General features: G+C 69.6%; 23 protein-coding genes. 9 read left to right on the forward strand and 14 right to left on the reverse strand.

Annotated elements, in window-relative coordinates; translation table 11 throughout:
- The 3 genes from purQ to purS all read right to left on the reverse strand — a co-directional run bounded on the left by purQ (position 1) and on the right by purS (position 1,670).
- Entirely contained in the window at positions 1 to 678 is a 678-nt protein-coding gene (purQ, locus tag ACGFJ2_RS23205) for a phosphoribosylformylglycinamidine synthase subunit PurQ (RefSeq protein WP_357939663.1), read from the reverse strand.
- Between the two features lie 137 nt (positions 679 to 815).
- Complete coding sequence (locus tag ACGFJ2_RS23210; protein ID WP_225301701.1) at positions 816 to 1,202, reverse strand: ATP-binding protein; 387 nt, start codon at positions 1,200 to 1,202, stop codon at positions 816 to 818.
- Positions 1,203 to 1,424: 222 nt separating this feature from the next.
- Positions 1,425 to 1,670: a phosphoribosylformylglycinamidine synthase subunit PurS gene (purS, locus tag ACGFJ2_RS23215; protein WP_225301645.1), complete on the reverse strand. Its 246-nt coding sequence runs from the start codon at positions 1,668 to 1,670 to the stop codon at positions 1,425 to 1,427.
- A 226-nt stretch (positions 1,671 to 1,896) separates the two neighbouring features.
- Here purS and pdhA point away from each other — a divergent pair, with 226 nt between their 5' ends.
- From pdhA to ACGFJ2_RS23230, 3 genes are read left to right on the forward strand one after another with little or no spacing between them, the layout of a single operon-like run.
- Complete coding sequence (pdhA, locus tag ACGFJ2_RS23220; RefSeq protein ID WP_357939665.1) at positions 1,897 to 2,988, forward strand: pyruvate dehydrogenase (acetyl-transferring) E1 component subunit alpha; 1,092 nt, start codon at positions 1,897 to 1,899, stop codon at positions 2,986 to 2,988.
- Between the two features lie 45 nt (positions 2,989 to 3,033).
- Positions 3,034 to 4,014 carry an alpha-ketoacid dehydrogenase subunit beta gene (locus ACGFJ2_RS23225; protein ID WP_357939667.1) on the forward strand — a complete coding sequence of 327 codons (981 nt, stop codon included), beginning with the start codon at positions 3,034 to 3,036 and terminating at the stop codon, positions 4,012 to 4,014.
- Between the two features lie 12 nt (positions 4,015 to 4,026).
- The gene (locus tag ACGFJ2_RS23230) at positions 4,027 to 5,538 is read left to right on the forward strand and encodes a dihydrolipoamide acetyltransferase family protein (RefSeq protein WP_393471361.1); all 1,512 of its coding nucleotides are present in this window, start codon (positions 4,027 to 4,029) and stop codon (positions 5,536 to 5,538) included.
- Here the strand turns inward: ACGFJ2_RS23230 and ACGFJ2_RS23235 are convergent.
- From ACGFJ2_RS23235 to ACGFJ2_RS23250, 4 genes are read right to left on the reverse strand one after another with little or no spacing between them, the layout of a single operon-like run.
- On the reverse strand, positions 5,535 to 6,707 hold the full coding sequence (locus tag ACGFJ2_RS23235; protein WP_393471364.1) for an adenylosuccinate synthetase: 1,173 nt from the start codon (positions 6,705 to 6,707) through the stop codon (positions 5,535 to 5,537). The two genes, ACGFJ2_RS23230 and ACGFJ2_RS23235, sit on opposite strands and share 4 nt — an antisense overlap.
- On the reverse strand, positions 6,704 to 7,639 hold the full coding sequence (locus ACGFJ2_RS23240; protein WP_357939673.1) for a hypothetical protein: 936 nt from the start codon (positions 7,637 to 7,639) through the stop codon (positions 6,704 to 6,706). Before ACGFJ2_RS23240 ends, ACGFJ2_RS23235 begins: the two co-directional genes overlap by 4 nt.
- A gap of 10 nt (positions 7,640 to 7,649) precedes the next feature.
- Positions 7,650 to 8,492 (reverse strand): molecular chaperone DnaJ, encoded by an 843-nt coding sequence (locus tag ACGFJ2_RS23245; protein WP_393471367.1) that lies wholly within the window; start codon positions 8,490 to 8,492, stop codon positions 7,650 to 7,652.
- Positions 8,493 to 8,508: 16 nt separating this feature from the next.
- Positions 8,509 to 9,240 carry an NUDIX hydrolase gene (locus ACGFJ2_RS23250; RefSeq protein ID WP_358204216.1) on the reverse strand — a complete coding sequence of 244 codons (732 nt, stop codon included), beginning with the start codon at positions 9,238 to 9,240 and terminating at the stop codon, positions 8,509 to 8,511.
- 144 nt (positions 9,241 to 9,384) lie between these two features.
- Between ACGFJ2_RS23250 and ACGFJ2_RS23255 the strand changes: the two genes are divergently transcribed.
- Together ACGFJ2_RS23255 and ACGFJ2_RS23260 are read left to right on the forward strand one after the other, a co-directional pair.
- A complete protein-coding gene (locus ACGFJ2_RS23255; protein WP_393471370.1) occupies positions 9,385 to 12,648 on the forward strand; it encodes a fibronectin type III domain-containing protein in 3,264 nt (1,087 codons plus the stop codon).
- Positions 12,649 to 12,652: 4 nt separating this feature from the next.
- Positions 12,653 to 12,946, forward strand: coding sequence for a Dabb family protein (locus ACGFJ2_RS23260; RefSeq protein ID WP_393471372.1), 294 nt, complete (start codon positions 12,653 to 12,655; stop codon positions 12,944 to 12,946).
- On the opposite strand, the gene ACGFJ2_RS23265 is transcribed toward ACGFJ2_RS23260, so the two are convergent.
- Both ACGFJ2_RS23265 and ACGFJ2_RS23270 read right to left on the reverse strand, forming a co-directional pair.
- Positions 12,936 to 13,919, reverse strand: coding sequence for a CU044_5270 family protein (locus tag ACGFJ2_RS23265; RefSeq protein ID WP_393471375.1), 984 nt, complete (start codon positions 13,917 to 13,919; stop codon positions 12,936 to 12,938). The genes ACGFJ2_RS23260 and ACGFJ2_RS23265 overlap by 11 nt on opposite strands.
- Positions 13,916 to 14,452 (reverse strand): RNA polymerase sigma factor, encoded by a 537-nt coding sequence (locus ACGFJ2_RS23270; protein WP_357939685.1) that lies wholly within the window; start codon positions 14,450 to 14,452, stop codon positions 13,916 to 13,918. Before ACGFJ2_RS23270 ends, ACGFJ2_RS23265 begins: the two co-directional genes overlap by 4 nt.
- A gap of 243 nt (positions 14,453 to 14,695) precedes the next feature.
- Here ACGFJ2_RS23270 and ACGFJ2_RS23275 point away from each other — a divergent pair, with 243 nt between their 5' ends.
- Positions 14,696 to 15,616: an NAD-dependent epimerase/dehydratase family protein gene (locus tag ACGFJ2_RS23275; protein WP_393471378.1), complete on the forward strand. Its 921-nt coding sequence runs from the start codon at positions 14,696 to 14,698 to the stop codon at positions 15,614 to 15,616.
- Here the strand turns inward: ACGFJ2_RS23275 and ACGFJ2_RS23280 are convergent.
- From ACGFJ2_RS23280 to ACGFJ2_RS23290, 3 genes are all read right to left on the reverse strand, one after another.
- Positions 15,613 to 15,837 carry a hypothetical protein gene (locus tag ACGFJ2_RS23280; protein WP_225301634.1) on the reverse strand — a complete coding sequence of 75 codons (225 nt, stop codon included), beginning with the start codon at positions 15,835 to 15,837 and terminating at the stop codon, positions 15,613 to 15,615. The genes ACGFJ2_RS23275 and ACGFJ2_RS23280 overlap by 4 nt on opposite strands.
- A gap of 65 nt (positions 15,838 to 15,902) precedes the next feature.
- Complete coding sequence (locus ACGFJ2_RS23285) at positions 15,903 to 16,844, reverse strand: MBL fold metallo-hydrolase (RefSeq protein ID WP_393471381.1); 942 nt, start codon at positions 16,842 to 16,844, stop codon at positions 15,903 to 15,905.
- A 106-nt stretch (positions 16,845 to 16,950) separates the two neighbouring features.
- Complete coding sequence (locus ACGFJ2_RS23290) at positions 16,951 to 18,756, reverse strand: acyl-CoA dehydrogenase (RefSeq protein WP_393471384.1); 1,806 nt, start codon at positions 18,754 to 18,756, stop codon at positions 16,951 to 16,953.
- A gap of 91 nt (positions 18,757 to 18,847) precedes the next feature.
- Here ACGFJ2_RS23290 and ACGFJ2_RS23295 point away from each other — a divergent pair, with 91 nt between their 5' ends.
- Entirely contained in the window at positions 18,848 to 19,657 is an 810-nt protein-coding gene (locus ACGFJ2_RS23295; RefSeq protein ID WP_357939693.1) for a methyltransferase domain-containing protein, read from the forward strand.
- A gap of 41 nt (positions 19,658 to 19,698) precedes the next feature.
- Positions 19,699 to 20,616, forward strand: a complete 918-nt coding sequence (locus tag ACGFJ2_RS23300; protein WP_357939695.1) for a zinc-binding dehydrogenase — start codon at positions 19,699 to 19,701, stop codon at positions 20,614 to 20,616.
- Here ACGFJ2_RS23300 and ACGFJ2_RS23305 read toward each other — a convergent pair.
- Positions 20,582 to 21,031, reverse strand: coding sequence for a hypothetical protein (locus ACGFJ2_RS23305; protein WP_357939697.1), 450 nt, complete (start codon positions 21,029 to 21,031; stop codon positions 20,582 to 20,584). The genes ACGFJ2_RS23300 and ACGFJ2_RS23305 overlap by 35 nt on opposite strands.
- A gap of 95 nt (positions 21,032 to 21,126) precedes the next feature.
- Between ACGFJ2_RS23305 and ACGFJ2_RS23310 the strand changes: the two genes are divergently transcribed.
- Complete coding sequence (locus tag ACGFJ2_RS23310) at positions 21,127 to 21,591, forward strand: GNAT family N-acetyltransferase (RefSeq protein WP_358204177.1); 465 nt, start codon at positions 21,127 to 21,129, stop codon at positions 21,589 to 21,591.
- On the opposite strand, the gene ACGFJ2_RS23315 is transcribed toward ACGFJ2_RS23310, so the two are convergent.
- Positions 21,564 to 22,112: a PadR family transcriptional regulator gene (locus tag ACGFJ2_RS23315; RefSeq protein WP_393471390.1), complete on the reverse strand. Its 549-nt coding sequence runs from the start codon at positions 22,110 to 22,112 to the stop codon at positions 21,564 to 21,566. The two genes, ACGFJ2_RS23310 and ACGFJ2_RS23315, sit on opposite strands and share 28 nt — an antisense overlap.
- Between the last annotated feature and the right edge of the window lie 30 nt (positions 22,113 to 22,142).

Raw genomic sequence — 22,142 nt, forward strand, 5'->3', positions numbered from 1 at the left:
TCACGCGTTCACCAGCTTCTTGAGGATGGAGGTGAAGAAGCCGAGCCCGTCCGTGCTCGGCGCGCCGACGAGGTTTTCGACGGCGTGTTCGGGGTGCGGCATGATTCCGACCACGTTGCCGGCCTCGTTGCGGATGCCGGCGATGTCGTTGACGGAGCCGTTGGGGTTGCCGAGGTAGCGCACGACCACGCGGCCGTCGGCCTCGAGCGCGGCGATCGTCTCGGGGTCGGCGACGTAGCGGCCCTCGCCGTGCTTGATCGGCAGCACGATCTCCTGGCCGGCCGCGAAGGAGTTCGTCCAGGGCGTGCCGGTCGCCTCGACCCGGAGCCGCTGGTCACGGCAGACGTAGTGCAGCGAGGCGTTGCGCGTCAGCGCGCCCGGCAGCAGGTGCGCCTCGCACAGGATCTGGAACCCGTTGCAGGTGCCGAGCACCGGCAGCCCCTCACGGGCGGCCGGGACGAGCTCCCGCATCAGCGGCGCGAACCGCGAGATGGCGCCGCACCGCAGGTAGTCGCCGTAGGAGAAGCCGCCGGGCAGGAAGACGGCGTCCACACCCTTGAGGTCGTGGTCGGCGTGCCACAGCGGAACCGCTTCCGCGCCGGACAGTCTGATCGCTCTGGCGGCGTCCTGATCGTCGAGAGTTCCTGGAAAGGTGACTACCCCCACGCGGGCGCTCATGTCTTGCGTTCCTCCAGCGTTCGTGGTGTGCACCGCCAAGGTTATCTGGTGCTCGACGATGCCTCCCAACAGCGGTACGGCATGCCAGAAGGCGGGCCGCCATAACGGCCCGCGAAGGGGTCAGATGGAGCGGTCGGCTAGACGGCGGCCAGCTCGCGGGAGCGGCGGTTCGCCGTCTCCTCCCAGGCGAGGGTCTTGCGGAGGTGGACCGTGGTGCCGCGGCCGGGGGTGATGCCGAAGGAGATCTCGTCCACGACCGAGCGCATGATCAGCAGGCCACGGCCGTTCTCGGTGTCGGGGGGCGGAAAGTGCAGGGGCATCGAGGGCAGGCCGACCCCGTTGTCGACGACGCGTACGTCGCAGCGGCCGTAGCCGATCGAGGCCGTGACCTCATAGCGGTTGGCCGGGCCGCCATGGCGTACCGCGTTAGAGCACGCCTCGGAGACCGCGAGCAGCATGTCGGAGATGCACGCCTCGCTCACGTTGAGCGAACGCATCGCATCCCCTAGCACTCGTCTGACCATCGGTATGCCGATCGCATCCCGAGGCAGCGCCAACGAGAACTCAATATCCACCGGACTCCTCCGGGCTCCGGAATGTCACCTGGAGTAGGTTTCCCCGTGAAATCGGGGCTAACCGCAAAATCACGTTGTTGTTATTTACTGTTGGCAAGCCCGTGGCATTGTGGCATGCCGGAACCCGACTTTAGCCGCTCGCGGGTATTTCGATGCGTCAAATGTGCTGTTCTACTCTTCAACCCGCACGACGTAGTCCTCGATGACGGTGTTGGCCAGCAGCGTCTCGGCCATCTTTCGGACGTCCGCAAGTGCCGCCTCGTCGGCCGGACCGTCCAGTTCGACCTCGAAGCGCTTGCCCTGCCGGACGGCCGCGACGCCGGAGAAGCCCAGCCTGGGCAGCGCGCGGGCGATGGCCTGGCCCTGTGGGTCGAGAATCTCGGGCTTCAGCATGACGTCTACGATGACGCGCGCCACTGCGTTCCTCCTGGGTGCGGCGGGAGTTGGGAAAGCCAGCCTACCGGCGCGTGTGGCAGGCAACACAACGGGAACGGGGAGGGGATGGGGCTTGCGCTGAGGGCTGTGACGTCTGCCACCATGTCCCCAAACGCGTACGAACCACCACCACATGGTCCGACGCTCGAAAGGCTGGCCTAAGGTGGCAACCCCATCGACTCCGGCCCTGACCGCACAGGAGTGGCACGTGACACTCGACGCCTCTCGTGGTGCACAAGCACCCCCGGAGCTCGTCCAGCTCCTCACCCCCGAGGGTGAGCGGGTCGAGCACCCCGACTATGACATCGATCTCAAACCTGAAGAGGTCCGGTCCCTCTACCGCGACCTCGTGCTCGTCCGGCGCGTCGATCTGGAAGCGGTCGCTCTGCAGCGGCAGGGCGAGCTCGGCATCTGGGCGTCACTGCTCGGCCAGGAGGCCGCGCAGATCGGCTCGGGCCGCGCGCTGACCGACGCCGACATGGCCTTTCCCACCTATCGGGAACACGGCGTGGCCTGGTGCCGCGACGTCGACCCGGTGAAGCTGCTCGGCCTGTTCCGCGGGGTGAACCACGGCGGATGGGATCCCAAGGAGCACAACTTCCACCTCTACACGATCGTGATCGGCAGCCAGACCCTGCACGCCGTCGGCTACGCGATGGGCGTCCAGCGCGACGACGCGAACGCGGCCGTCATCGCCTACTTCGGCGACGGCGCCAGCTCCCAGGGCGACGTGAACGAGTCGTTCGTCTGGGCCAGCGTGTTCAACGCGCCGATCGTGTTCTTCTGCCAGAACAACCAGTGGGCCATCTCCGAGCCCCTTGAGAAGCAGAGCCGCATCCCCCTCTACCGCAGGGCCTCCGGGTTCGGTTTCCCCGGCATCAGGGTCGACGGCAACGACGTGTTCGCCTGCCTCGCCGTGACCAGGCAGGCGCTCAAGAACGCCCGCGAAGGCCAGGGCCCGGTGCTCATCGAGGCGTTCACGTACCGGATGGGCGCCCACACCACCACGGACGACCCGACGCGCTACCGCGTGGCCAGCGAGCTGGAGGCGTGGAAGCTCAAGGATCCGATCGAGCGCGTCAAGGCGTACCTGTTCAAGAACGAGTTCGCCGACCAGGCGTTCTTTGACTCGGTCGAGGGCGAGGCCGACCAGCTCGGCGCCGACCTGCGCAGGCGCTGCCTGGCGATGCCCGACCCCGGGCCGCTCGCGATGTTCGAGCACGTCTACGCCGAGCCGCACGCGTTGATCGACGAGGAGCGCGCCCAATACGCCGCTTATCTGGAGGGCTTCAGTGAGTGAGCGAACCCCTGAGCGCCGCATGACCGTCGCGCCGAAGGAGGCGTCATGACCGTGCTCAGCCTGTCCAAGGCGCTCAACGAGGGCATGCGCAAGGCCATGGAGGACGACCCCAAGGTCCTCATCATGGGCGAGGACGTCGGCAAGCTCGGCGGCGTGTTCCGGGTCACCGACGGCCTGCAGAAGGACTTCGGCGAGGACCGGGTCATCGACACCCCGCTGGCCGAGTCGGGCATCATCGGCACCGCTATCGGCCTGGCGCTGCGCGGCTACCGGCCGGTGTGCGAGATCCAGTTCGACGGGTTCGTCTTCCCCGCGGCCGACCAGATCATCACTCAGCTGGCCAAGATGCCGATGCGCTCGCTCGGCGCGATCAAGCTGCCTGTCGTCGTACGCATCCCCTGCGGTGGCGGCATCGGCGCGGTCGAGCACCACAGCGAGTCGCCGGAGGCCTACTTCACGCACACCGCCGGGCTGCGCGTGGTCGCCTGCTCCAACCCGGCCGACGCGTACACGATGATCCAGCAGGCCATCCGCTGCGAAGACCCGGTCATCTTCTTCGAGCCCAAGCGCCGCTACTGGGAGAAGGCCGAGATCGACACCGTCGGCACCGACTGGTGGCTGCCTCTCGACCGCGGCCGGCAGGTGCGCCAGGGCACGGACATCACGTTGATCGCCTACGGCCCGATGGTGAAGACCTGCCTGGAGGCCGCCACGGCCGCCGAGGCCGACGGGCGTTCGGTCGAGGTCCTCGACCTGCGCTCGCTCAACCCGCTCGACGCGCCGCTGGTGATGGAGTCGGTACGCCGTACCGGCCGGGCCGTGGTGGTGCACGAGGCGCCGATCAACAGCGGGTTCGGCGCCGAGCTGGCGGCCAGGATCACCGAGCAGTGCTTCTACCAGCTGGAATCGCCGGTGCTGCGCGTCGGCGGCTTCTCCACGCCCTACCCGCCGTCGAAGCTGGAGGAGCACTACCTGCCCGACCTCGACCGGGTGCTCGACGCCGTCGACCGCGCCTTCGGCTACTGAGGAGGGGGACTCATGCGACGTGAATTCAAGCTCCCCGACGTGGGCGAGGGCCTGACCGAGGCGGAGATCGTCCGCTGGCACACCAAGCCCGGTGACACGGTCAAGGTCAACCAGATCGTGGTGGAGATCGAGACGGCCAAGTCCATCGTCGAACTGCCGATCCCCTGGGACGGCGTGGTCTCCGGGCTGATGGCCGACGAGGGCCAGACGGTCGACGTCGGCCGGCCCATCATCGCCGTCGACACGGACGAACCGGACGACGCCTCCGGCAACGGGGCTCCCCGGACCGAGGCGGCTGACGCCGGCGGGGTCAAGGCGGACGCCGACCGGGCCGGGGCGGCTGACGTCGGCGAGGTAAAGGCGGACGCCGACCGGATCGAGGCGCTGGCGGACGACCTGGTCCCGCGTCCCCCGGCGGAGGGCGCCGTCGAACCCGGCGCCCACGGCAGCCCCGCCCCCAAGGAGGAACGCCAGGCGGTCCTGGTCGGCTACGGCGTCAAGACCGGCACCACCAAACGCCGCCCCCGCAAATCCCGCCCTGACGGGCCCGCCCAGTCACCCGTGGTCCCGGCCGCTCCCGAGCCGCCCGTGATCCCGGCCACCCCGGTCGCGAACCCGTCCCGCGTCGAGGTCACCGCGCCATCCGGCCCGGCGGCGCTACGGCGGGTCGCGGTCCTGGCCAAGCCACCGGTACGCAAGCTGGCCAAGGACCTGGGCGTGGACCTGACCACCCTGGCCGGCTCGGGCCCGAACGGCTCGATCACCAGGGACGACGTCCACGCCGCCGCGGAAGGGCCCGCCCCACGAGCGACCACCCAGCAGGGCGAGGAGGAGCGCATCCCGGTCAAGGGCGTCCGCAAGATGACCGCCCAAGCCATGGTGGCCAGCGCCTTCACCGCCCCGCACGTCACCGAGTTCCTCCAGCTCGACGTCACCGAGACCATGGAGGCGGTCCGGCGGCTGCGTACGATCCCGGACTTCGCCGAGGTCAAGGTCTCGCCGCTGCTCCTGGTCGCCAAGGCCGTGCTCACGGCGGCCCGGCGCCATCCGATGATCAATTCGTCATGGGACGAGGCCGCTCAGGAGATCGTGGTCAAGCACTACGTCAACCTGGGCATCGCCGCCGCCACCCCGCGCGGCCTCGTCGTCCCCAACATCAAGTCCGCCCACGGGCTGTCCCTCCCCGAGCTGGCCGCCGAGCTGGGCCGGCTGACGGAGACCGCCAGGGCGGGCCGTACCCAACCGGCCGAGATGGCGGGCGGCACGATCACGATCACGAATGTGGGCGTGTTCGGCGTCGACACCGGCACGCCGATCCTCAACCCGGGTGAGGCCGCCATCCTCGCCTTCGGTCAGATCCGGGACATGCCGTGGGTGGTGGACGGCGAGCTCGCGGTACGCAAGGTGACGACGCTGGCGCTCTCCTTCGACCACCGGATCGTGGACGGTGAGCTGGGGTCGCTGTTCCTGCGCGACGTCGGCGCCATGCTGGAGGACCCACTCCGCATGCTCGCCTGGAGCTAATCAAGGGCGGGCGTGAGGACGCGCTTGTCGGTCGAGGTCGGGCCGTGTGACCCGACCCAGACGGGTGCGCCCAGAGCGTCCGCCACGGCCGCGGGCCAGTCGGTGACGGCGTCGCCGTACACCGGCTTGGCCCGCAGCAGCCGAGCGGTCCGCGTGGCGGGGTCGCCGAGCCGGAAGTCACCCCCCTCGTACGCGTGACACAGCCGCGAAACCGGCGCGTCCAGATGCGTCAGCGCCAGCCCGTCGACCCCGCCCGCCACCTCCACCGCGTACCGATGCGCCACGGCGTCGAAGTGCCCCACCCTGAACGGCCCCTGCCACGGCCCGGTGCCGTTGTGCGGCTCCGGCAGCTCCAGCGTGGGGTCCTCCGTGACCAGCGGCCCCGGCCCGTGCCGGGGAGTGTAGGTCCGCAGCACGCCCAGCCGCAGCGCCCCGGCCCCGCCGAGCAGCTCCAGCGCGTTCGCGAAGGTCGTGGTGCTCCAGGTCGTGTACGGGTCGAACCCGTGGTTCTCGTCCAGCAGCACCCCCTGAGCTCCCTCGAACACCACCGGCCCCCGCCTGAGCAGCTCATCGGTGGAGTCCACCAGCCGCACCCGCGACGCGAACGCCCGATAGGCCGCCACGCAGTCCGCCACCGGCGGCCCGTCCACCCCCAGCGCCTCCCGCAGCAGGCCCAGCTTGCGGGTCAGCGTCGCGGGGGAGTCGCCCGCGCGCGGGGCGAGCGCGCCGTGCGACAGCGAGTACGCCGTCGCCTCGCCGACGCCCATCCCGCACGACCCGTGCCGCTCCGCCCCGCGCGCCAGCTCGCGCCGCCGGCCCGCCTCGACGTGGTACGGCGTGGCCAGCAGGCAGTCCCGATGAACCGTGATCAGCCCGAACGGATCCGGCACGCCAAGTCGTTCCAAATGGGCGGCCTCGGCGGAGAGCGCCAGGGGATCGACCACCACGAACCTCGACAGATGCGTCGGCACCCCCCGCAGCGTCCCCGAGCCGAACTGCGCGAACGTGTGGTGCCGCCCGTCCGGCAGCACCACGTTGTGCGCCGCCTGGGCGCCGCCGTTGAAGCGGACCACCGCGTGGACCGGCCGGGTGGCGCACAGCCAGTCCACGACGGTGCCCTTGCCCGCGTCGCCGTACCCGAGGTCGACGACAATGACATGTTCGGTCACGAGTCGAGCCCGTCGAGCGGCTCCGACACCACGAGCGTGCCGCGGTCCAGCTTGGCCAGCGCCTTCGACACCGAGGCGCCCGCGGCGGAGCCGAGCCCGGCCAGGTCGTCGAGGCCCTCGTCGAGACCGATGGCGTCCTCGCCGAGCCCGATCGTGAGCGCGATCGTCTCGCAGACCGCGTCGAGGTCGTCGAGCTCCAGCACGTTCTGGCCGAGCAGGTCGCGCCAGACTCGCAGCACCCGCGCGTCGCCGGCGTAGCTGGAGCCGGCGGGCAGGATGTAGTAGACGTCGTACTTCTCGGTCAGCTCGGCGACGATCGCGGCCACGTCGATGTCGCGCGGGCGCGGGTCGCCGATCAGCTTGGCGACGGCCTTCCCGCTGACCCGCGGATAGGGCAGCTCGTCGCCGATGATGAACAAATATCCCCGCTTGCCGCGCTTGTCGTAGCAGTCGATCGAGGTGTGCCTGGCCATGAAGTACATGGCCAGCTCGTACGACTCCGACATCTGCCCGCCGCCCCCGCCCTCCAGCAGGATCTGGCCGAGCTGGTCGTCCATGCGGTTGTCCGACTCGAACTGCCCCACCTGGAGCGGCGCCCGGTCGCAGGTCGCGTCGCCGATGGCGCCGAACATGATCTGCGGGTCGGCGGCGTACCCCTTGCGCAGCAGCAGCCCGAGCAGGTCGGGCAGCTTGGCCTGCAGCGTACGCGGGACGTGGCCCATCGAGCCGGTCACGTCGAAGAGCACGGCGACGGCCAGCGAGTCCGGGTGCTCGTCGGAGTCGCGGCTCTCCCGCGTGACGCCGAACGGGTCGAGGTCGGGGTGGGTGGTGGAGGCGCCGCCGTCGCTGTAGGCGAAGGCGCTGGCGCCGGTGGCGGCCCGGTAGCGGGCGGCCGAGCTGTAGACGTCGGTGGACCAGATTCCGCTGCCCATGATGTTCTCCCTAGAGGTGAAGGGGCCGGTAGGTACGCGGTCCGTAAAGGTCTTCGAGGAGCTCGTCGAGCTCGCCGAGCAGTGCCCACGCGTCGGCGGGCGGGCGCAGCAGGCAGCCGCGGACGAAGGCGCGCATCGTGCGGGGGTGCTCGCCGAGCAGCCCGGCGACGCATCGGGTGACGCCCAGCACGTCGTCGGACGCGCCGGAGAGCTGTGAGCGGCACCAGTCGACGAGGACGAGCCCGTGGTCGAGAGGGTGGACGAGTACGTGGCGGGGGAGCACGGCGCCGTGCGTGACACCGGCCCGGTGCGCCAGGCCGGTGGCCACCAGCAGCCGCCGCCAGATCCAGGCCACGTCCCGGGGGTCGAGGCCGGTTCCGATCCGGGTCAGGGGGACGAAGCCGCCGGGTGCCCGGCTGAGGACGTTCGCCTGCCGCACGGCCCGCCCGGCTTTATGCCGAAATTTCGCGACAAGGCGGGGGACGTACGGCAGGAAACGCGGGTCCGCGTCCGAGGCGAGTCGGGTGAGTGCGGCGGCCTCCCGCACCAGCAGGTGGTTGTCGGCCGGGTCGCGCGGCAGCTTCAGCAGCGCGTCACCGTCCGCCGGATACAGGACAGCGGTGCCACCCCGATGCAGCGGCGGCCCGATCCGGTACGGCCCGACCTGCCGGCCCCGGTTGAAGTCGGACCACAACTCGGCCAACCTGGCGAACGCCGCAGCGGTCCCGGGAGACAGGTCCGGGTGGAGTAACCGGGCATAACGCCGGTAGACCCGCGCAGGGGAGTCGCCCGTGAAGAGGTCGGCGGCCGAACGCGCCCCTGTGACGATCGCCGCCGCCTCCTCTGCGTTCACCGGATCTCCTCTTCGTTCACCGGATCTCGTCCTCCCGCGAGGGCCGCAGCAGGGCGGGGTGCAGCAGCCGGGCGTCGCCCGCGCGGTACAGCTTGGCCCGCGGCCCGCCCCTGGGCCCGCCGGTCTGCGTGGTCTCGCCGGTACCCTCCACGAACCCGGGCACCGACAGCACCTTCCGGTGGAAGTTGCCCGCGTGCAGCGGGGTGCCCCAGACGCTCTCGTAGATCAGCCGCAGTTCGGAGATCGTGAACGTGTCGCCCGCGAACGCCGTGGCCAGCGGGGTGTATTCGAGCTTCGACCGGGCCCGCTCCACCCCGTCGGCCAGGATGCGCTGATGGTCGAAGGCCAGCCGAGGCACGTCGTCGACCGGATGCCACACGGCCGCCGCCGCGTCGGTGCCCGCCCGGGGATCGGGCAGGTCGGGGGCGAAGGCCAGGTACGAGATCGACACCACCCGCATCCGCGGATCCCGGCCGGGACCGCCGTAGCTGGCCAGCTGCTCGATGTGCGCGGGCGCGGTGTCCAGTCCGGTCTCCTCGGCCAGCTCGCGCACCGCCGCCCCCGCCAGGTCCTCGTCGGGCCTGATGAAGCCGCCGGGCAGCGCCCAGGCGCCCTCGTACGGCTCGACGCCGCGCTCCACGATCAGCACGTGCAGCCGCCGGTCGCGGATGGTCAGCGCCACCACGTCGACCGTCACCGCGACCGGTGGATAGCGCCGCGGGTCGTAGCCGGCCAGGAACTCTTCCATCGACAAGTCCTTCTCAAGCTGAGTAAATCTCGACTTGAGAATAACCAGCCACCACCACGATGTCCAGAAATTTGGGCATTTACGAGATCGCGTTTAGTTGTTAAGAAGGTTTATTAACAAACTCCATCGGCCTTGCGAGGACCCATGGCGCGCTCCCGGCTCATCCTCATCCTGCTCTGGACCTGCACTTTGCTGGTCAGCGCTGGAGGTGTCGCCCTGGCCGCCCCAGCGGCGACGGCCTCCTCGACAGCTCTCTCCGGCTACAAGATCCAGTCATCCGCCAAGGTGTCGGACTCCGGCGCCGCGATCTCCACCCCCGGCTACGCGGCCTCCGGCTGGTATCCGGTCGGCCCGCGCTCGACCGTCCTGGCCGGGCTGCTGGAGAACAACGTCTACTCCGACCCGTTCTTCTCCACGAACATGCAGTCGATCCCGACCGCCGACTTCGACGTGCCCTGGTGGTACCGCTCGGACTTCACGCTCGGCTCGGAGACCGGGTTACGCACGTTCCTCGACATCAGCGGCGTGATGTCGAGCGCCGATGTGTGGGTCAACGGCAGCCAGGTGGCCACGGCCGCCCAGATCGCCGGCGCCTACACCCGGAACGAGCGCGACATCACCGCGCTGGTCCACTCAGGCACCAACTCGGTGGCCTTCCGCGTCAACGCCAACAACCCCAACAACCACCTGACGATCGGCTGGATCGACTGGGTGCAGGTCCCGCGCGACGACAACACCGGCATCTTCCGCGACGTGTTGATCAGGCGCAGCGCCGACGTCTCCCTGCGCGACGCGCACGTGATCACCAACCTGGCCGTCCCGGCGCTCGACCGCGCCGACCTGACGATCAAGGCCGATGTACGCAACGGCACGGGCAGCGCGGTGACCACCACGGTCAGCGGCACGATCGGCTCGCTCACCTTCTCCCAGAACGTCTCGTTAGCGGCGAACGAGACGAAACGGATCACGTTCAGTCAGACGCTGACCAATCCGCAAGTCTGGTGGCCGTACCAGATGGGCGCCCAGCCCCTCTACGACCTCAACCTGACCGCGACCGTAGGCGGCGCGGTGAGCGACTCGCTGACCCAGCGCTTCGGCGTCCGCAAGGTGGAGTCGGGCAAGAACGCCAGCGGCCGTCGCTTCTACAAGATCAACGGCCGGTCGATCCTGATCAGGGGCGGCGGCTGGTCGCCGGACATCTTCCTGCGCAAGGACCTGCGCTACCTGGAAGACAAGATCCGCTACGTCAAGGACCTCGGCCTGAACACCATCCGCGTCGAAGGCCACCTGGACACCGACGAGCTCTACGACCTGGCCGACAAGTACGGCATCCTGACCATGCCCGGCTGGGAGTGCTGCAACAAGTGGGAGGGCTCGTTCGCCACGGCCGACTACCCCATCGCCAAGGCGTCGATGCAGGCGGAAGCCACCCGGCTGCGCAACCACCCCAGCGTGATCTCGTTCCTGATCGGCTCCGACAACCCGCCGACGGCCCAGAAGGAGACCAACTACCTCGACGCCCTGACGGCCGCCGAGTGGCCGCTGCCGATCGTCTCCGTGGCCTCGGACAAGTCCAGCCCGCAACTGGGCAACTCCGGCCTGAAGATGCCCGGCCCGTACGAGTGGGTGCCGCCGAACTACTGGTACAACAAGCGCGAAGGCGGCGCGTTCGGCTTCAACTCCGAGACCAGCGCGGGCCCGGACGTCCCGACGCTCGACTCGCTGAAGCGGATGATGACCACCGCGCAGATCAACTCGCTCTGGCAGAGCCCGAGCGCGACGCAGTATCACCGCTCCCCGTCGAGCACGTTCAACAACCTGACGATCTACCACAACGCCCTCAGGGGCCGGTACGGCGTGCCGTCCAGCCTGGCCGACTACGTGAAGAAGGCGCAGCTCGCCCAGTACGAGGCGGTCCGCGCGCAGTTCGAGGCCTACGGCCGCAACTTCACCGACTCCAGCAACCCCTCGACCGGCGTCATCTACTGGATGCTCAACAGCGGCTGGTCGTCCCTGCACTGGCAGCTGTTCGACTACTACCTCGACCAGGGCGGCTCCTATTGGGGCGCGCGTGAGGCGAACAAACCGCTGCACGTGCAGTACTCCTACGACAACAAGTCCGTCGTCGTGGTCAACTCGGGCACCTCGGCCGCCTCGGGCCTGACGGTCAAGACCGACGTGTTCAACATGGACGGCACCTCGAAGTACACCAACACGGCCACCGTCACCGCCCCCGCCGACGGCGGCAAGGCCACCGCGGTCACCATCCCGTCGATCAGCGGCCTGTCCACGACCTACCTCGTACGGCTGAGCCTGCTGCGCGGCGGCGAGGAGATCGACCGCAACGTGTACGCGCTGTCCACCGCGAGCGACGTCATCGACTGGGACAACAACGACTGGTACTACGTGCCGACCACCAGTTACGCCAACCTGACCGGGCTCAACGGCCTGGCCCAGGCCCCGATCACCGCCACCGCCACCTCGCCGTCCCCCGGGAACGTGAGTGTGACGATCAAGAACACCGGCACGGGCGCGATCCCCGCGTTCATGCTCGACGCGCACGTCGTGGACGCGGCCGGCAAGCCGGTGCTGCCGATCCAGTGGTCGGACAACGCCATCAGCCTGTGGCCGGGCGAGTCCAAGACGCTGACCGCCACGTTCCGCGCCTCGGACCTGAGCGGCGCGGCGAGCGTCAGGGTCTCCGGCTGGAACACCGCGACGCTCACCGTCCCGGCCGGCCCGACCGGCCCGCCCGACACCGAGCAGCCCAGCGTGCCGGGCAACCTGCACAGCACCGCCAAGACGTCCTCAAGCGTCTCGCTGGCCTGGGACGCCTCGACCGACAACACCGGGGTGACCGGCTACGACGTCTACAACGGCTCGACCCTGGCCACCACCGTCACCGGCACGACGGCGACGGTCTCGGGACTGACGGCCGCCACGGCGTACACGTTCACGGTCAAGGCCCGCGACGCGGCCGGCAACACCTCGGACGCCTCGAACGCGGTGACCGAGACCACCGGCAGCGGCCCGGTCATCTACCAGGCCGAGGACGCGACGATCTCCCAGGGCGTGGTGGAGTCGAACCACGACGGCTACACGGGCACCGGGTTCGTGAACTACGACAACCTGACCGGCAGCTATGTCGAGTGGACGGTCAACGCCCCCGTGGCGGGACCGGTCACTCTGGAGCTGCGCTACGCCAACGGCACGACGGTGAACCGGCCGATGTCCATCACGGTCAACGGCGGCGCCGCAGTGACCCGCGACTTCAACGCCACCGGCAACTGGGACACCTGGCAGACCTCCACCCTCACCGTCACCCTCGCGCAAGGAGTCAACAAGATCAGAGCCACCGCCACGACGGCCAACGGTGGCCCGAACGCCGATCGGATCTCGATAAGCTGACCTCATGATTCGCCACGTCGTGCTGTTCACCTGGACCGAGGACGCCACCGAGGAGCAGAAGGCCACGGTGGCCACCGAGCTGCGGAAACTGCCGGGGATCATCCCGGAGATCCGCGCTTACACGGCGGACGCCGACGCGGGCATCAACCAGGGCAACCACGAGTTCGCGGTGGTCGCCGACTTCGACAACGTCGACGACTACCTGGTGTACCGCGATCACCCCCAGCACCAGGCGGTGATCGCGGCACACATCAAGCCCATCATCGCGAGCCGGGCGGCCGTACAGCTCAGCCTTTAGGCGTCTCGTCAGTCCACCCCTGCTTCTTGATCACCCACGACTCGAGCGGCCGGCCGTCGGGACGCCCGTCCTCGCCGTTCGGCCGAAGCAGGACGGTCTGAGCGGCGAGCAGGTCGCCGCTGCCCCGATCGATGATGATCTGCTGCTGATACCCATCCGGGTGCTCGAACAGCAACGCGACTCCGGCTCGCCCTTCGACGTCCGAGACCTTGTCGGTCACCTGCACGCCAGGCAGTCCCGCGAGCATCCGATAGAGCGCCGCCCTCGTGCCCGGGGTGCTCTGGGTCTCGAAGAGCAGCCATTTGGCCGTTGCCCAGAGCCACCAGGCCTCCGTCTGTCCGTCACCGGCCGAACGCCTCGTCAGCAACTCTGCCTTGAGCGCCTCCGCATCGATGGGCAACCGCGTCACGGGCTTCAGCGATTCCGGGTCCGCAGAGGGCCAAAAGAGCGTGGCGACCGCGCACTTGCCCTTGGGGACGCAGAGCGGTGGAGAGCCGGCGTCTTTCCACGCCTGCTCGTCGGCGGGAGTGAGCAGCGTGGACGTGACGTCTCCCTGCTCTAGCTGATCCTCTCCTTCCCGGTTCACCCACAGCACTTGTGTGACGCGCTGCTCGACGGTGAACGATGGATTGGCCTTGGTCCTGATCCTCTCCACCTGCAGCGTCTCCCGCCGCCACCAGGCACCCGTGCCCGGGGGCTGCGCGGCCAGCCGGTCCGCCGCCGCCGCGAGCACCGGGGGCACGTTCGAGGTGGCGGCCGTTTGGACCTCGCCCCCACCCAGTCTGGGCACCACCACGAATCCGCCGACCAGCACCAGGGTCACGGCCGCCGCCGCGAGCGTCACCCGGGACCAGCCGGGCAGCCGCCGGCGCGGGGGGCGGCCCATGAGCTGTGCCCGGATCCCCATCGTCCTGGCCGGATCGGCGGGCGGCACGTCCGGCATCACATCGTCGATGACCTGGAACTCCTTCATCGCACCTCAACTCCCAGCGTGTCACGCAGCTTGGTCCTGGCCCGGCTCAACCGGGAGGCGACGGTGCCGTTGGCGATGCCGAGCGCCGCGGCCACGTCGTCGTAGGTCAGCTCGCCGTAGGCGACGAGCAGCAGCACATCGCGCTCACCGCGCGACAGTTCGGCCAGCGCGGCCGAGAGCTTCTGTACGGTCACTCCGGCGGTGACCCGATCGGCGACCCGCTGGTCATGGCCGCCCTCGTCCGGCGGCGGGCCGGATCTGGCCAGCGCCCGATAGCGCCGGAGCTCGGCCCGCCGATGCTTGCCGACGAGGTTGGTGGCGATGCCGTACAGCCAGGATCTGATGCCGCCTTTGGCGGCGTCGAAGCTGTCGCGGCGCCGGAAGGCGATGAGGAAGGTCTCGGCGGCGAGGTCCTCGGCGATGTCGAGGTCAAGGCGGCGGCCGATGTAGCGCCGGATCTCCTCGTAGTGCGCGTCGAAGACCGTGGCGAACCGCTCGGGATCGGCCACCGCTCCTTCAGGAGATGTGATCACGCAAGGGTCTCCCTTGCCGGGGAACAGGGACACCTGTGATTACCCGCTCCCGGGAGACCCTTCCATCAGATTGCCAAGCAACCCAAACGCCTGTTGACCGTGGCCGCACCCAAGCCCGCGACCTGCTGTTCCGCAGGACTCGTTGGATCGGCGACCTGAAATGAGAGCACTGCTCTTGACTCGGTCGCCAGTTTGAGAGAGCATTGATCTCGTAAGAGAGCGGCGCATCAAACGGAGGACATCATGGGCAAGCACGTCATCGCCGGAGCGGGACAAGTCGGCAAGCACCTCGCCGGGCACCTGCTCGCCCAGGGGCACCAGGTCGTCGTGATCACCAGGTCAGGCAAGGGCCCAGCCGGCGTCGAGTCCGTCGCGGCCGATCTCACCGACCGCGACCGGCTCACCCGGATCGTCAAGGGCGCTGACGCCCTCCACAACTGCGCGGGTCCCGCCTACCCCCGCTGGGCCCAGGACTGGCCGCCGCTGGCCTCCGCGTTGCTGGCCGCCGCCGAGGCCACCGGCGCGGTGCTCGTCACCGCCGGCAACCTCTACGCCTACGGACCCGTGACCACGCCGATGGTCGAGGATCTCCCCCTCGCCGCCCCCGGCGTCAAGGGCCGTGTCCGCGCCAAGATGTGGACCGACGCGCTGGCCGCGCACCAGGCCGGCCGTGCCCGCGTCACCGAGATCCGCAGTTCCGACTACTTCGGCCCGGGCGCCAGCGACCAGACCCCCGTCGGCACCCGCTTCGTGCCTTCGCTGCTCGCCGGCAAGAGCACCTCTTTCCTCGGCGACCCCGACCAGCCCCACTCGTGGACCTACCTGCCCGACGTGGCCGCCGCGATGGCCATCGCCGCCACCGACGAGCGCGCCTGGGGTCGCGCCTGGCACACCCCCACCAACGCCGCGCTATCGGCCCGCGCGTTGGCCGGGCGGCTGTGCGAACTCGCCGGAGCCCCCGCGCCGCGCCTCAACCGCCCCCCGGCGCCGATCCTGCTCGCACTCGAGCTGATCAACCCCGTCATCCGTGAGCTGAAAGAGACGCGCTACCAGTTCGACCGGCCGTTCGTCGTCGACTCCTCGGCGTTCGAGAACACCTTCGGCATGACCGCGACTCCGCTCGATGACGCCCTCAAGGCCACCATCGCCGCGGCGTCGAACTAGATTTCCGGCGGGTTGTTCTCGCGGTGCATCAGCTGGTGGTCAGAGGTGCGGCCCCGCTTCGGGGCCAGCACGATGCTCAGGACCACGCCCACCCCGCCGACGATCATGAAGATGACGCCGATCGTGTCCATGTGCACGCTCTGACCGAACACGTCCGGTTCGATGGCGAATCGCAGGATGGCGCCGAGCGTGAGGAAGAAGATGCTGACCCCGACACCCATGACGACCTCCAGGACGGCAAAGAACGCGTACGCCCTCGGTCATACCCGGGTATCGGTGATCACACTCAGGCGAGACAGGACAGTGGCCTTCCGTCGTTGTACGTGATCATGTCGACGACGGCGGCGACGAGGTCGATCGTGCCGCCACGGGGCAGTCCGTCCAGCTCGGCGTAGGCGCGGTGCAGGTTGCCGACGATGCGCTCTGGGTCCAGGAGCTCGCCCCACTCGCCCAGATCGGTCTCGCGGGCCGTCTCCAGGGGAGTCAGTCCCGCCGCCCGGCCGCGTTCGGCGGTCGCCAGCACGAACTCCAGGTAGCCCCGCACCGGGTCGAAGACCTCGGGCCCGCACACGTCGCCGTGTCCGGGCACGACCGTCTCCGCGCCCAGCTCCCTGAGCTGGTCGAGCGCCTCGATCGCGCCCGTCACCGACCCCATCAGCACGAACGGCGTGCCGCCGTTGAAGGCCAGATCACCCGCGAACAGCAGCCGCCGCTCCGGGATCCAGACATAGGAGTCGTTGGTCGTGTGCGCGGCGAAGCCGACGTGCCGCACCTCGCAGCGCAGGTCGTCGGAGTAGACCGTGACCCCGTCGGTGTAGGTGAGGAACGGCGCCACCGCCTCCAGATCGCCCCACTCCACGTCGGGCGACCAGGCGAACGTCCGGTAGTCGGGGATGCCCTCGGCCAGGATCAGCTCGCGGGTCCGTTCGTGGGCGACGATGGTGGCCTCGGGGAAGAGGTAGTTGCCGAAGGTGTGGTCGCCGTGGTGATGGGTGTTGATCAGCGTGGTGATCGGCCGGTCGGTGACCTCGGCGATGGCCTGCCGGTACGCCCGAGTACGGCGCTCGGTCGAGCAGGCGTCGATCGAGATCACGCCGCGCCGCCCGGCCAGGAAGCCGGTGTTGTTGATCCACCAGCTGCCGTCGGGCTGGATGTAGGCGAAGACGCCTGCCGAGACCTCTTCGACGCGAGGCGGGGCCAGCGGGTGATCGTGGGTGGACGCGCTCATGCCGCGAAAGTACCCCGGCGGGCCGGACTGACTGTGCATTTCTCAGCAGAACGCCCGCTTCACAGTGAAGCGGGCGTTCAGCGGGAGGCGGCTGGTCTGTTCGGATCTAGAAGGCGTCCTCCGGCAGGTCCATCAGGTCCTGGCCGGTGGCGGTGAGCACCCGGCGCTCGGTGGCCAGGCGAGGCAGCACGGTCGTCGCGAAGAACGAGGCGGCGGCGACCTTGCCCTGGTAGAAGGCGTCCTCGCCGTCGGCGAGCCGGGTCAGCGCGATCTCGGCCTGGCGCAGCAGCAGCCAGCCGATCACCAGGTCGCCCAGGGCGAGCAGCAGCCTGGTCGTGTTGAGCCCGACCTTGTAGACCTCGCTCGGCGTCTCCAGCGCGGCCAGCGCCCAGCCGGCCATCGTGTCGCCCATGGCCTTGATGTCGGCGGCGGCCTCGGCGAGCAGCTTGCGCTCCTCCTTGAGGCGGCCGTTGCCGGCGTCGGAGGAGGCGAAGGCGTTGATCTCGGCGAGCAGCGAGCCGATCGCGGCGCCCTGGTTGCGCAGGATCTTGCGGAAGAACAGGTCCAGGCCCTGGATCGCGGTGGTGCCCTCGTACAGGGAGTCGATCTTGGCGTCGCGGATGTACTGCTCGATCGGGTAGTCCTGCAGGTAGCCCGAGCCGCCGAGCGTCTGCAGGGACCGGGCGAGCAGCTCGTACGACCGCTCGGAGCCGACACCCTTGACCAGGGGCAGCAGCAGGTCGTTCATGTCACGCGCGTGCCGGTCTGCGGGGTCCATCTGGATGGCGTCCTGGAAGGTGGCCGTGTAGAGCACCAGCGCGCGCATGCCCTCGACGTACGACTTCTGCAGCATCAGCTCGCGGCGTACGTCCGGGTGATGCGTGATCGGCACCCGGGGCGCGGACTTGTCGGCCATCCTGGTCAGATCGGCGCCCTGGGCGCGGCTCTTGGCGTACTCCAGGGCGTTCAGGTAGCCGGTGGACAGCGTGGCGATGGCCTTGGTGCCGACCATCATGCGGGCGTGCTCGATCACCATGAACATCTGCCTGATGCCCTCGTGCACCTCGCCGACCAGCCAGCCGATGGCCGGGTGCTTGTCGCCGAAGGTGAGCTCGCAGGTCGTGGAGACCTTCAGGCCCATCTTCTTCTCCACGTTGGTGACGTAGACGCCGTTGCGCTCGCCCAGCTCACCCGTCTCCAGGTCCACGTGGAACTTGGGCACCAGGAACATCGACAGGCCCTTGGTGCCGGGTCCGTGCCCCTCGGGGCGGGCCAGCACCAGGTGGAAGATGTTCTCGGCCATGTCGTGCTCGGCGCTGGTGATGAAGCGCTTGACGCCCTCGATGTGCCAGGTCCCGTCGGGCTGCCGGATCGCCTTGGCCCGGCCCGCGCCGACGTCGGAGCCCGCGTCGGGCTCGGTCAGCACCATGGTGGCGCCCCAGTCGCGCTCGATGGCCAGCTCGGCGAAGCGCTTCTGGTCTTCGGTGCCGACCTCCCACAGCGTGTAGGCGAAGTTGGGGCCGGCGGCGTACATGTAGAGGGCCGGGTTCGCGCCGAGGACCATCTCCGCGGTGGCCCAGGCCAGGCTCCGGGGGATACCGGGGCCGCCCAGCTCGCGCGGCAGGTCGAGATGCGCCCAGCCGCCGTCGACCAGCGCCCGGAACGACTTCTTGACACCCTCCGGCACGGTGACCGAGCTCGTGGCGGCGTCGAAGACCGGCGGGTGGCGGTCGCCCTCCTCGAAGGAGTCGGCGAGCACGCCGGTGGCCAGTCTGTTGACCTCTTCCAGAATGCCGCGGGCCACCGATTCGTCGATGTCGGCATACGGCCCGGTGCCGAGGATCTCGCGTCGCCCGAACACCTCGAAGAGGTTGAACTCCAGGTCACGGACGTTGCTCTTGTAGTGGCCCATGAGTGTCGATCTCCTTGAACCGGGGGCGTTATGTACTGGCCAGTAACCTTACTCGAAATGCTACCCGCGAGTAACCGTGAATATGCGTGGCATGCTCATCTCCATGGACGCCGAAGAACTCGCCACTCGCTGGCGAGAGCGACTGGACTCCTGGGCCATCCCCGCCGAGATCATGGCCAAGGCGCCGGTCGATCCGTGGGGCCATCACCCGGCGCGCTTCGCCACGCGCACCGACAGGGCGCTCGCCGAGCCCGACGACGGGCCGACCGCGACGCACCTCATCGAGGCGCTGGACGAGGGCGCCACACTGCTCGACGTCGGCGCGGGCACCGGCGCCGCGTCACTGCCGCTGCACGACCGGTTCTCCATGCTGTACGCGGTCGACACCTCCGCCGCGATGCTCGACGAGCTCACCCTCAGGGCGGACAAGCTCGGCGTCCCGCTCACCGCGATCGAAGGCCGCTGGCCCGATATCGCGGACCAGGTGCCGGTCGCCGACGTGGTGGTCTCCGCCCACGTCATCTACAACGTGCCCGACCTGGCCGACTTCCTCCGCGCGCTGAACGACCACGCCAGGAGCCGCGTCGTCATCGAGCTCCCACATCGCCACCCCATGAGCTGGATGGCCCCGCTGTGGCAGCACTTCCACAACGTGGATCGCCCGGTCCGGCCGGTCGCCGAGGACTGCGTGGCACTGGCGGCCGCGCTCGGCTACCCCGTACGGGTCGAGGAGCGGGAGGCGCCGCTGGACCGATTCAACTCCCTGGAGGACCTGGCCGACAGCGTCTGCCAGCGCGCCTGCCTCGACCCCGCGCGCTCGGCGGAGGTCGGCGCGACGGCCCTGGAGCTGGGCATGTGGCCGCTCCCACGGGAGCGCTGGACCACGATCTGGTGGGACTGACCAGCTTGTCAGAATGATGTTCTATCGGGGACGCTGTCCGGATGAAGGCAGTCGTCTGCACCGCGTTCGGCAAGCCGGTCGAGCTCGTCGAGCGGCCCGATCCCGTCGCGGGTCCCGGCCAGGTGGTGGTCGAGGTCGAGGCGGCCGGGGTCAACTATGTCGACGGGTTGATGGTCGGCGGCACCTACCAGCTCAAGCCACAGCTGCCCTTCACTCCGGGGTACGAGGTGGCCGGGCGGCTGGCCGACGGCAGCAGGGTTCTCGCCATCACCGGGCTCGGCGGCTACGCCACACATGTCGTCATTTCAGAGGAGCAGGCCGTACCCCTGCCGGAGGGCCTCGATCCGCGGACCGCGGCGGTGTTCGCGCAGAGCTATTGCACGGCCATGTACGCGCTCAGGGAGCGCGCCGGGCTGCGGCACGGTGAGCGGGTGCTGGTGCTCGGCGCGGGCGGCGGGGTGGGTCTGGCGGCCATCCAGGTGGCCAGGGCGCTGGGCGCCGCCGTGCTGGCGGCCGCCTCGACGCCGGACAAGCGCGAGCGCGCGGCGCGGGCCGGGGCCGACGAGGTCATCGGCTATGAGGGGCTGAAGGGCGCCGCCCGGCGCTGGGGCGTGGACGTGGTGGTGGATCCGGTGGGGGGCGAACTGTCCGAGGAGGCGCTGCGCTCGCTGCGCGAGGGCGGGCGGCTCCTGGTCGTCGGCTTCGCCGGGGGCGGCATCCCGCGGCTGCCCGCCAACCAGGTGCTGCTGCGTAATCGGGCGGTGGTGGGGGTGGACTGGGGCGCGTGGTCGATGAGCCACGCGGCCGCCAATCGGCTGATGCTCCAGGAGCTCCTCACGATGCCCGGGATCGACCCGGCACCACCGGAGGCCAGGCCCCTGGAGGAGGCCGGACGGGCCATGGACGACCTGATCAACCGCCGGGTCACTGGGAAGATCGTGCTCGTCCCTGCCTCGTGAGCGTCAGGACGCCGGCGATCACATAGACCAGGGCGCCATGCCAGACCGACTGGAACGCCGAGCCGAACACCCCCTCCCCGTCGAGTACGAGCTGCACCGGGTAGTCCAGGACCGCCGCGATGGCGGCCGGCAGCAGCGCGAACCTCCACGGGTGCTTCAGCGCCCACAGACGCGCCTGGCGGGTGACCCGGTCGCCCTCGTTCGGCTTGGACACCGCGCCGATGGCGGCGACCAGCGCGAACACGCTGATCCCCAGGCCGAGCGACCACACCAGGCCGGCGGAGTCGGTAAGCACACCCAGCCCGAAGCTGACCGCGGCCGTCGCGCCACCGCTGACGGCGGCGGTTTTCCAAGGGGCGCCACGCAGAGCGGCACCGGACAGCGAGACCTCATCGCGTCGACTGATTTCGTTCATGTCCCCAGAGTGCCTTTCGACTCCCCTTTATCGCATCGGGGACCTACCCTGAGCCCTCCCTGACTTGTCGGGCATGATTCGGGCATGATTCGGGCATGGACGAAACCTGGATTATCCGCCCGGCCAGCGCCGACGACGTGCCCGCCGTCGTGGCGATGCTGGCCGACGACCCGCTGGGCGCCAAGCGCGAGGGAGACCCGGCCGACGAGCGGTATCTGGCGGCCTTCGCCCGGATCGACGCCAACCCCTACGACGAGCTGATCGTCGCCGAGCGCGGTGGCAAGATCCTCGGGACCATGCAGCTCACCTACCTGGCCGGGCTCTCGCGGCTCGGGGCCGAGCGCTGTCAGATCGAGGCCGTCAGGGTCGACGCCTCGACCCGGGGTCAGGGTCTGGGCCGCGAGATGATGCGGTGGGCGATCGACCGGGCGCGGGCTCGGGGTTGTGCGATCGTCCAGCTCACCTCGGACAAGTCACGCACCGACGCGCACCGGTTCTACGACTCGCTCGGCTTCGATGCCTCGCACGAGGGTTACAAGCTGTCGCTGTCGCCCAGCTGATCGATCATCCATCTGCACCACTCGGCGCGGTGCCGCTCGTATCCCAGGCCGCACCGCAGTGTCGCGTAGTTGCCGAAGCGCGGATCGCCGAACGGCGGTGGGCCGCCGGACGCCGCCTCCTCCCGTTCGTACTCGGCCAGCCGCGCCTCGTGCGCGGCCAGCTGGTCGGCGAACATCCGCCTGACCAGCCCCGCCTCGGCCAGCCACGCCGCGTACGTCTTGAGCACCAGCTCATCCCGCTCGGGCCGCTCCTTCGGCGGCCGGGTCACCCACCCGCGCAGCTCCGCGGAGCCCTCGTCCGTCAGGTGGTAGACCTTTTTGTCCTGCGGCCCCGGCCCGCGTTCGGCCTCGTAGCCGACCAGGCCCGCGGCCCGCAGCTTCTGCAGCTCGGCGTGGATCTGGCTGTGCCCGGCGGTCCAGAAGAAGCCGATGGGCCGCCGCATGGCCGCGGCGATGTCGTATCCGGTGCGGTCGCCGCGAGCCAGCACGGCGAGGATCGCGAATCCCAGCGTTGAGGTCATGGTGCCGCCAAGGGTATTGTCACCCACGAC

The organism is Nonomuraea sp. NPDC049028, assembly GCF_043197735.1.
Taxonomy (GTDB): domain Bacteria; phylum Actinomycetota; class Actinomycetes; order Streptosporangiales; family Streptosporangiaceae; genus Nonomuraea.

Bases quoted from the DNA above. Each gene is read 5' to 3' on its own strand.
- purQ (WP_357939663.1), bottom strand. From the start codon at position 678: ATGAGCGCCCGCGTGGGGGTAGTCACCTTTCCAGGAACTCTCGACGAT.
- ACGFJ2_RS23210 (WP_225301701.1), bottom strand. From the start codon at position 1,202: ATGGTCAGACGAGTGCTAGGGGATGCGATGCGTTCGCTCAACGTGAGC.
- ACGFJ2_RS23225 (WP_357939667.1), top strand. From the start codon at position 3,034: ATGACCGTGCTCAGCCTGTCCAAGGCGCTCAACGAGGGCATGCGCAAG.
- ACGFJ2_RS23230 (WP_393471361.1), top strand. From the start codon at position 4,027: ATGCGACGTGAATTCAAGCTCCCCGACGTGGGCGAGGGCCTGACCGAG.
- ACGFJ2_RS23240 (WP_357939673.1), bottom strand. From the start codon at position 7,639: ATGGGCAGCGGAATCTGGTCCACCGACGTCTACAGCTCGGCCGCCCGC.
- ACGFJ2_RS23250 (WP_358204216.1), bottom strand. From the start codon at position 9,240: ATGGAAGAGTTCCTGGCCGGCTACGACCCGCGGCGCTATCCACCGGTC.
- ACGFJ2_RS23255 (WP_393471370.1), top strand. From the start codon at position 9,385: ATGGCGCGCTCCCGGCTCATCCTCATCCTGCTCTGGACCTGCACTTTG.
- ACGFJ2_RS23260 (WP_393471372.1), top strand. From the start codon at position 12,653: ATGATTCGCCACGTCGTGCTGTTCACCTGGACCGAGGACGCCACCGAG.
- ACGFJ2_RS23265 (WP_393471375.1), bottom strand. From the start codon at position 13,919: ATGAAGGAGTTCCAGGTCATCGACGATGTGATGCCGGACGTGCCGCCC.
- ACGFJ2_RS23275 (WP_393471378.1), top strand. From the start codon at position 14,696: ATGGGCAAGCACGTCATCGCCGGAGCGGGACAAGTCGGCAAGCACCTC.
- ACGFJ2_RS23280 (WP_225301634.1), bottom strand. From the start codon at position 15,837: ATGGGTGTCGGGGTCAGCATCTTCTTCCTCACGCTCGGCGCCATCCTG.
- ACGFJ2_RS23285 (WP_393471381.1), bottom strand. From the start codon at position 16,844: ATGAGCGCGTCCACCCACGATCACCCGCTGGCCCCGCCTCGCGTCGAA.
- ACGFJ2_RS23290 (WP_393471384.1), bottom strand. From the start codon at position 18,756: ATGGGCCACTACAAGAGCAACGTCCGTGACCTGGAGTTCAACCTCTTC.
- ACGFJ2_RS23295 (WP_357939693.1), top strand. From the start codon at position 18,848: ATGCTCATCTCCATGGACGCCGAAGAACTCGCCACTCGCTGGCGAGAG.
- ACGFJ2_RS23300 (WP_357939695.1), top strand. From the start codon at position 19,699: ATGAAGGCAGTCGTCTGCACCGCGTTCGGCAAGCCGGTCGAGCTCGTC.
- ACGFJ2_RS23305 (WP_357939697.1), bottom strand. From the start codon at position 21,031: ATGAACGAAATCAGTCGACGCGATGAGGTCTCGCTGTCCGGTGCCGCT.
- ACGFJ2_RS23310 (WP_358204177.1), top strand. From the start codon at position 21,127: ATGGACGAAACCTGGATTATCCGCCCGGCCAGCGCCGACGACGTGCCC.
- ACGFJ2_RS23315 (WP_393471390.1), bottom strand. From the start codon at position 22,112: ATGACCTCAACGCTGGGATTCGCGATCCTCGCCGTGCTGGCTCGCGGC.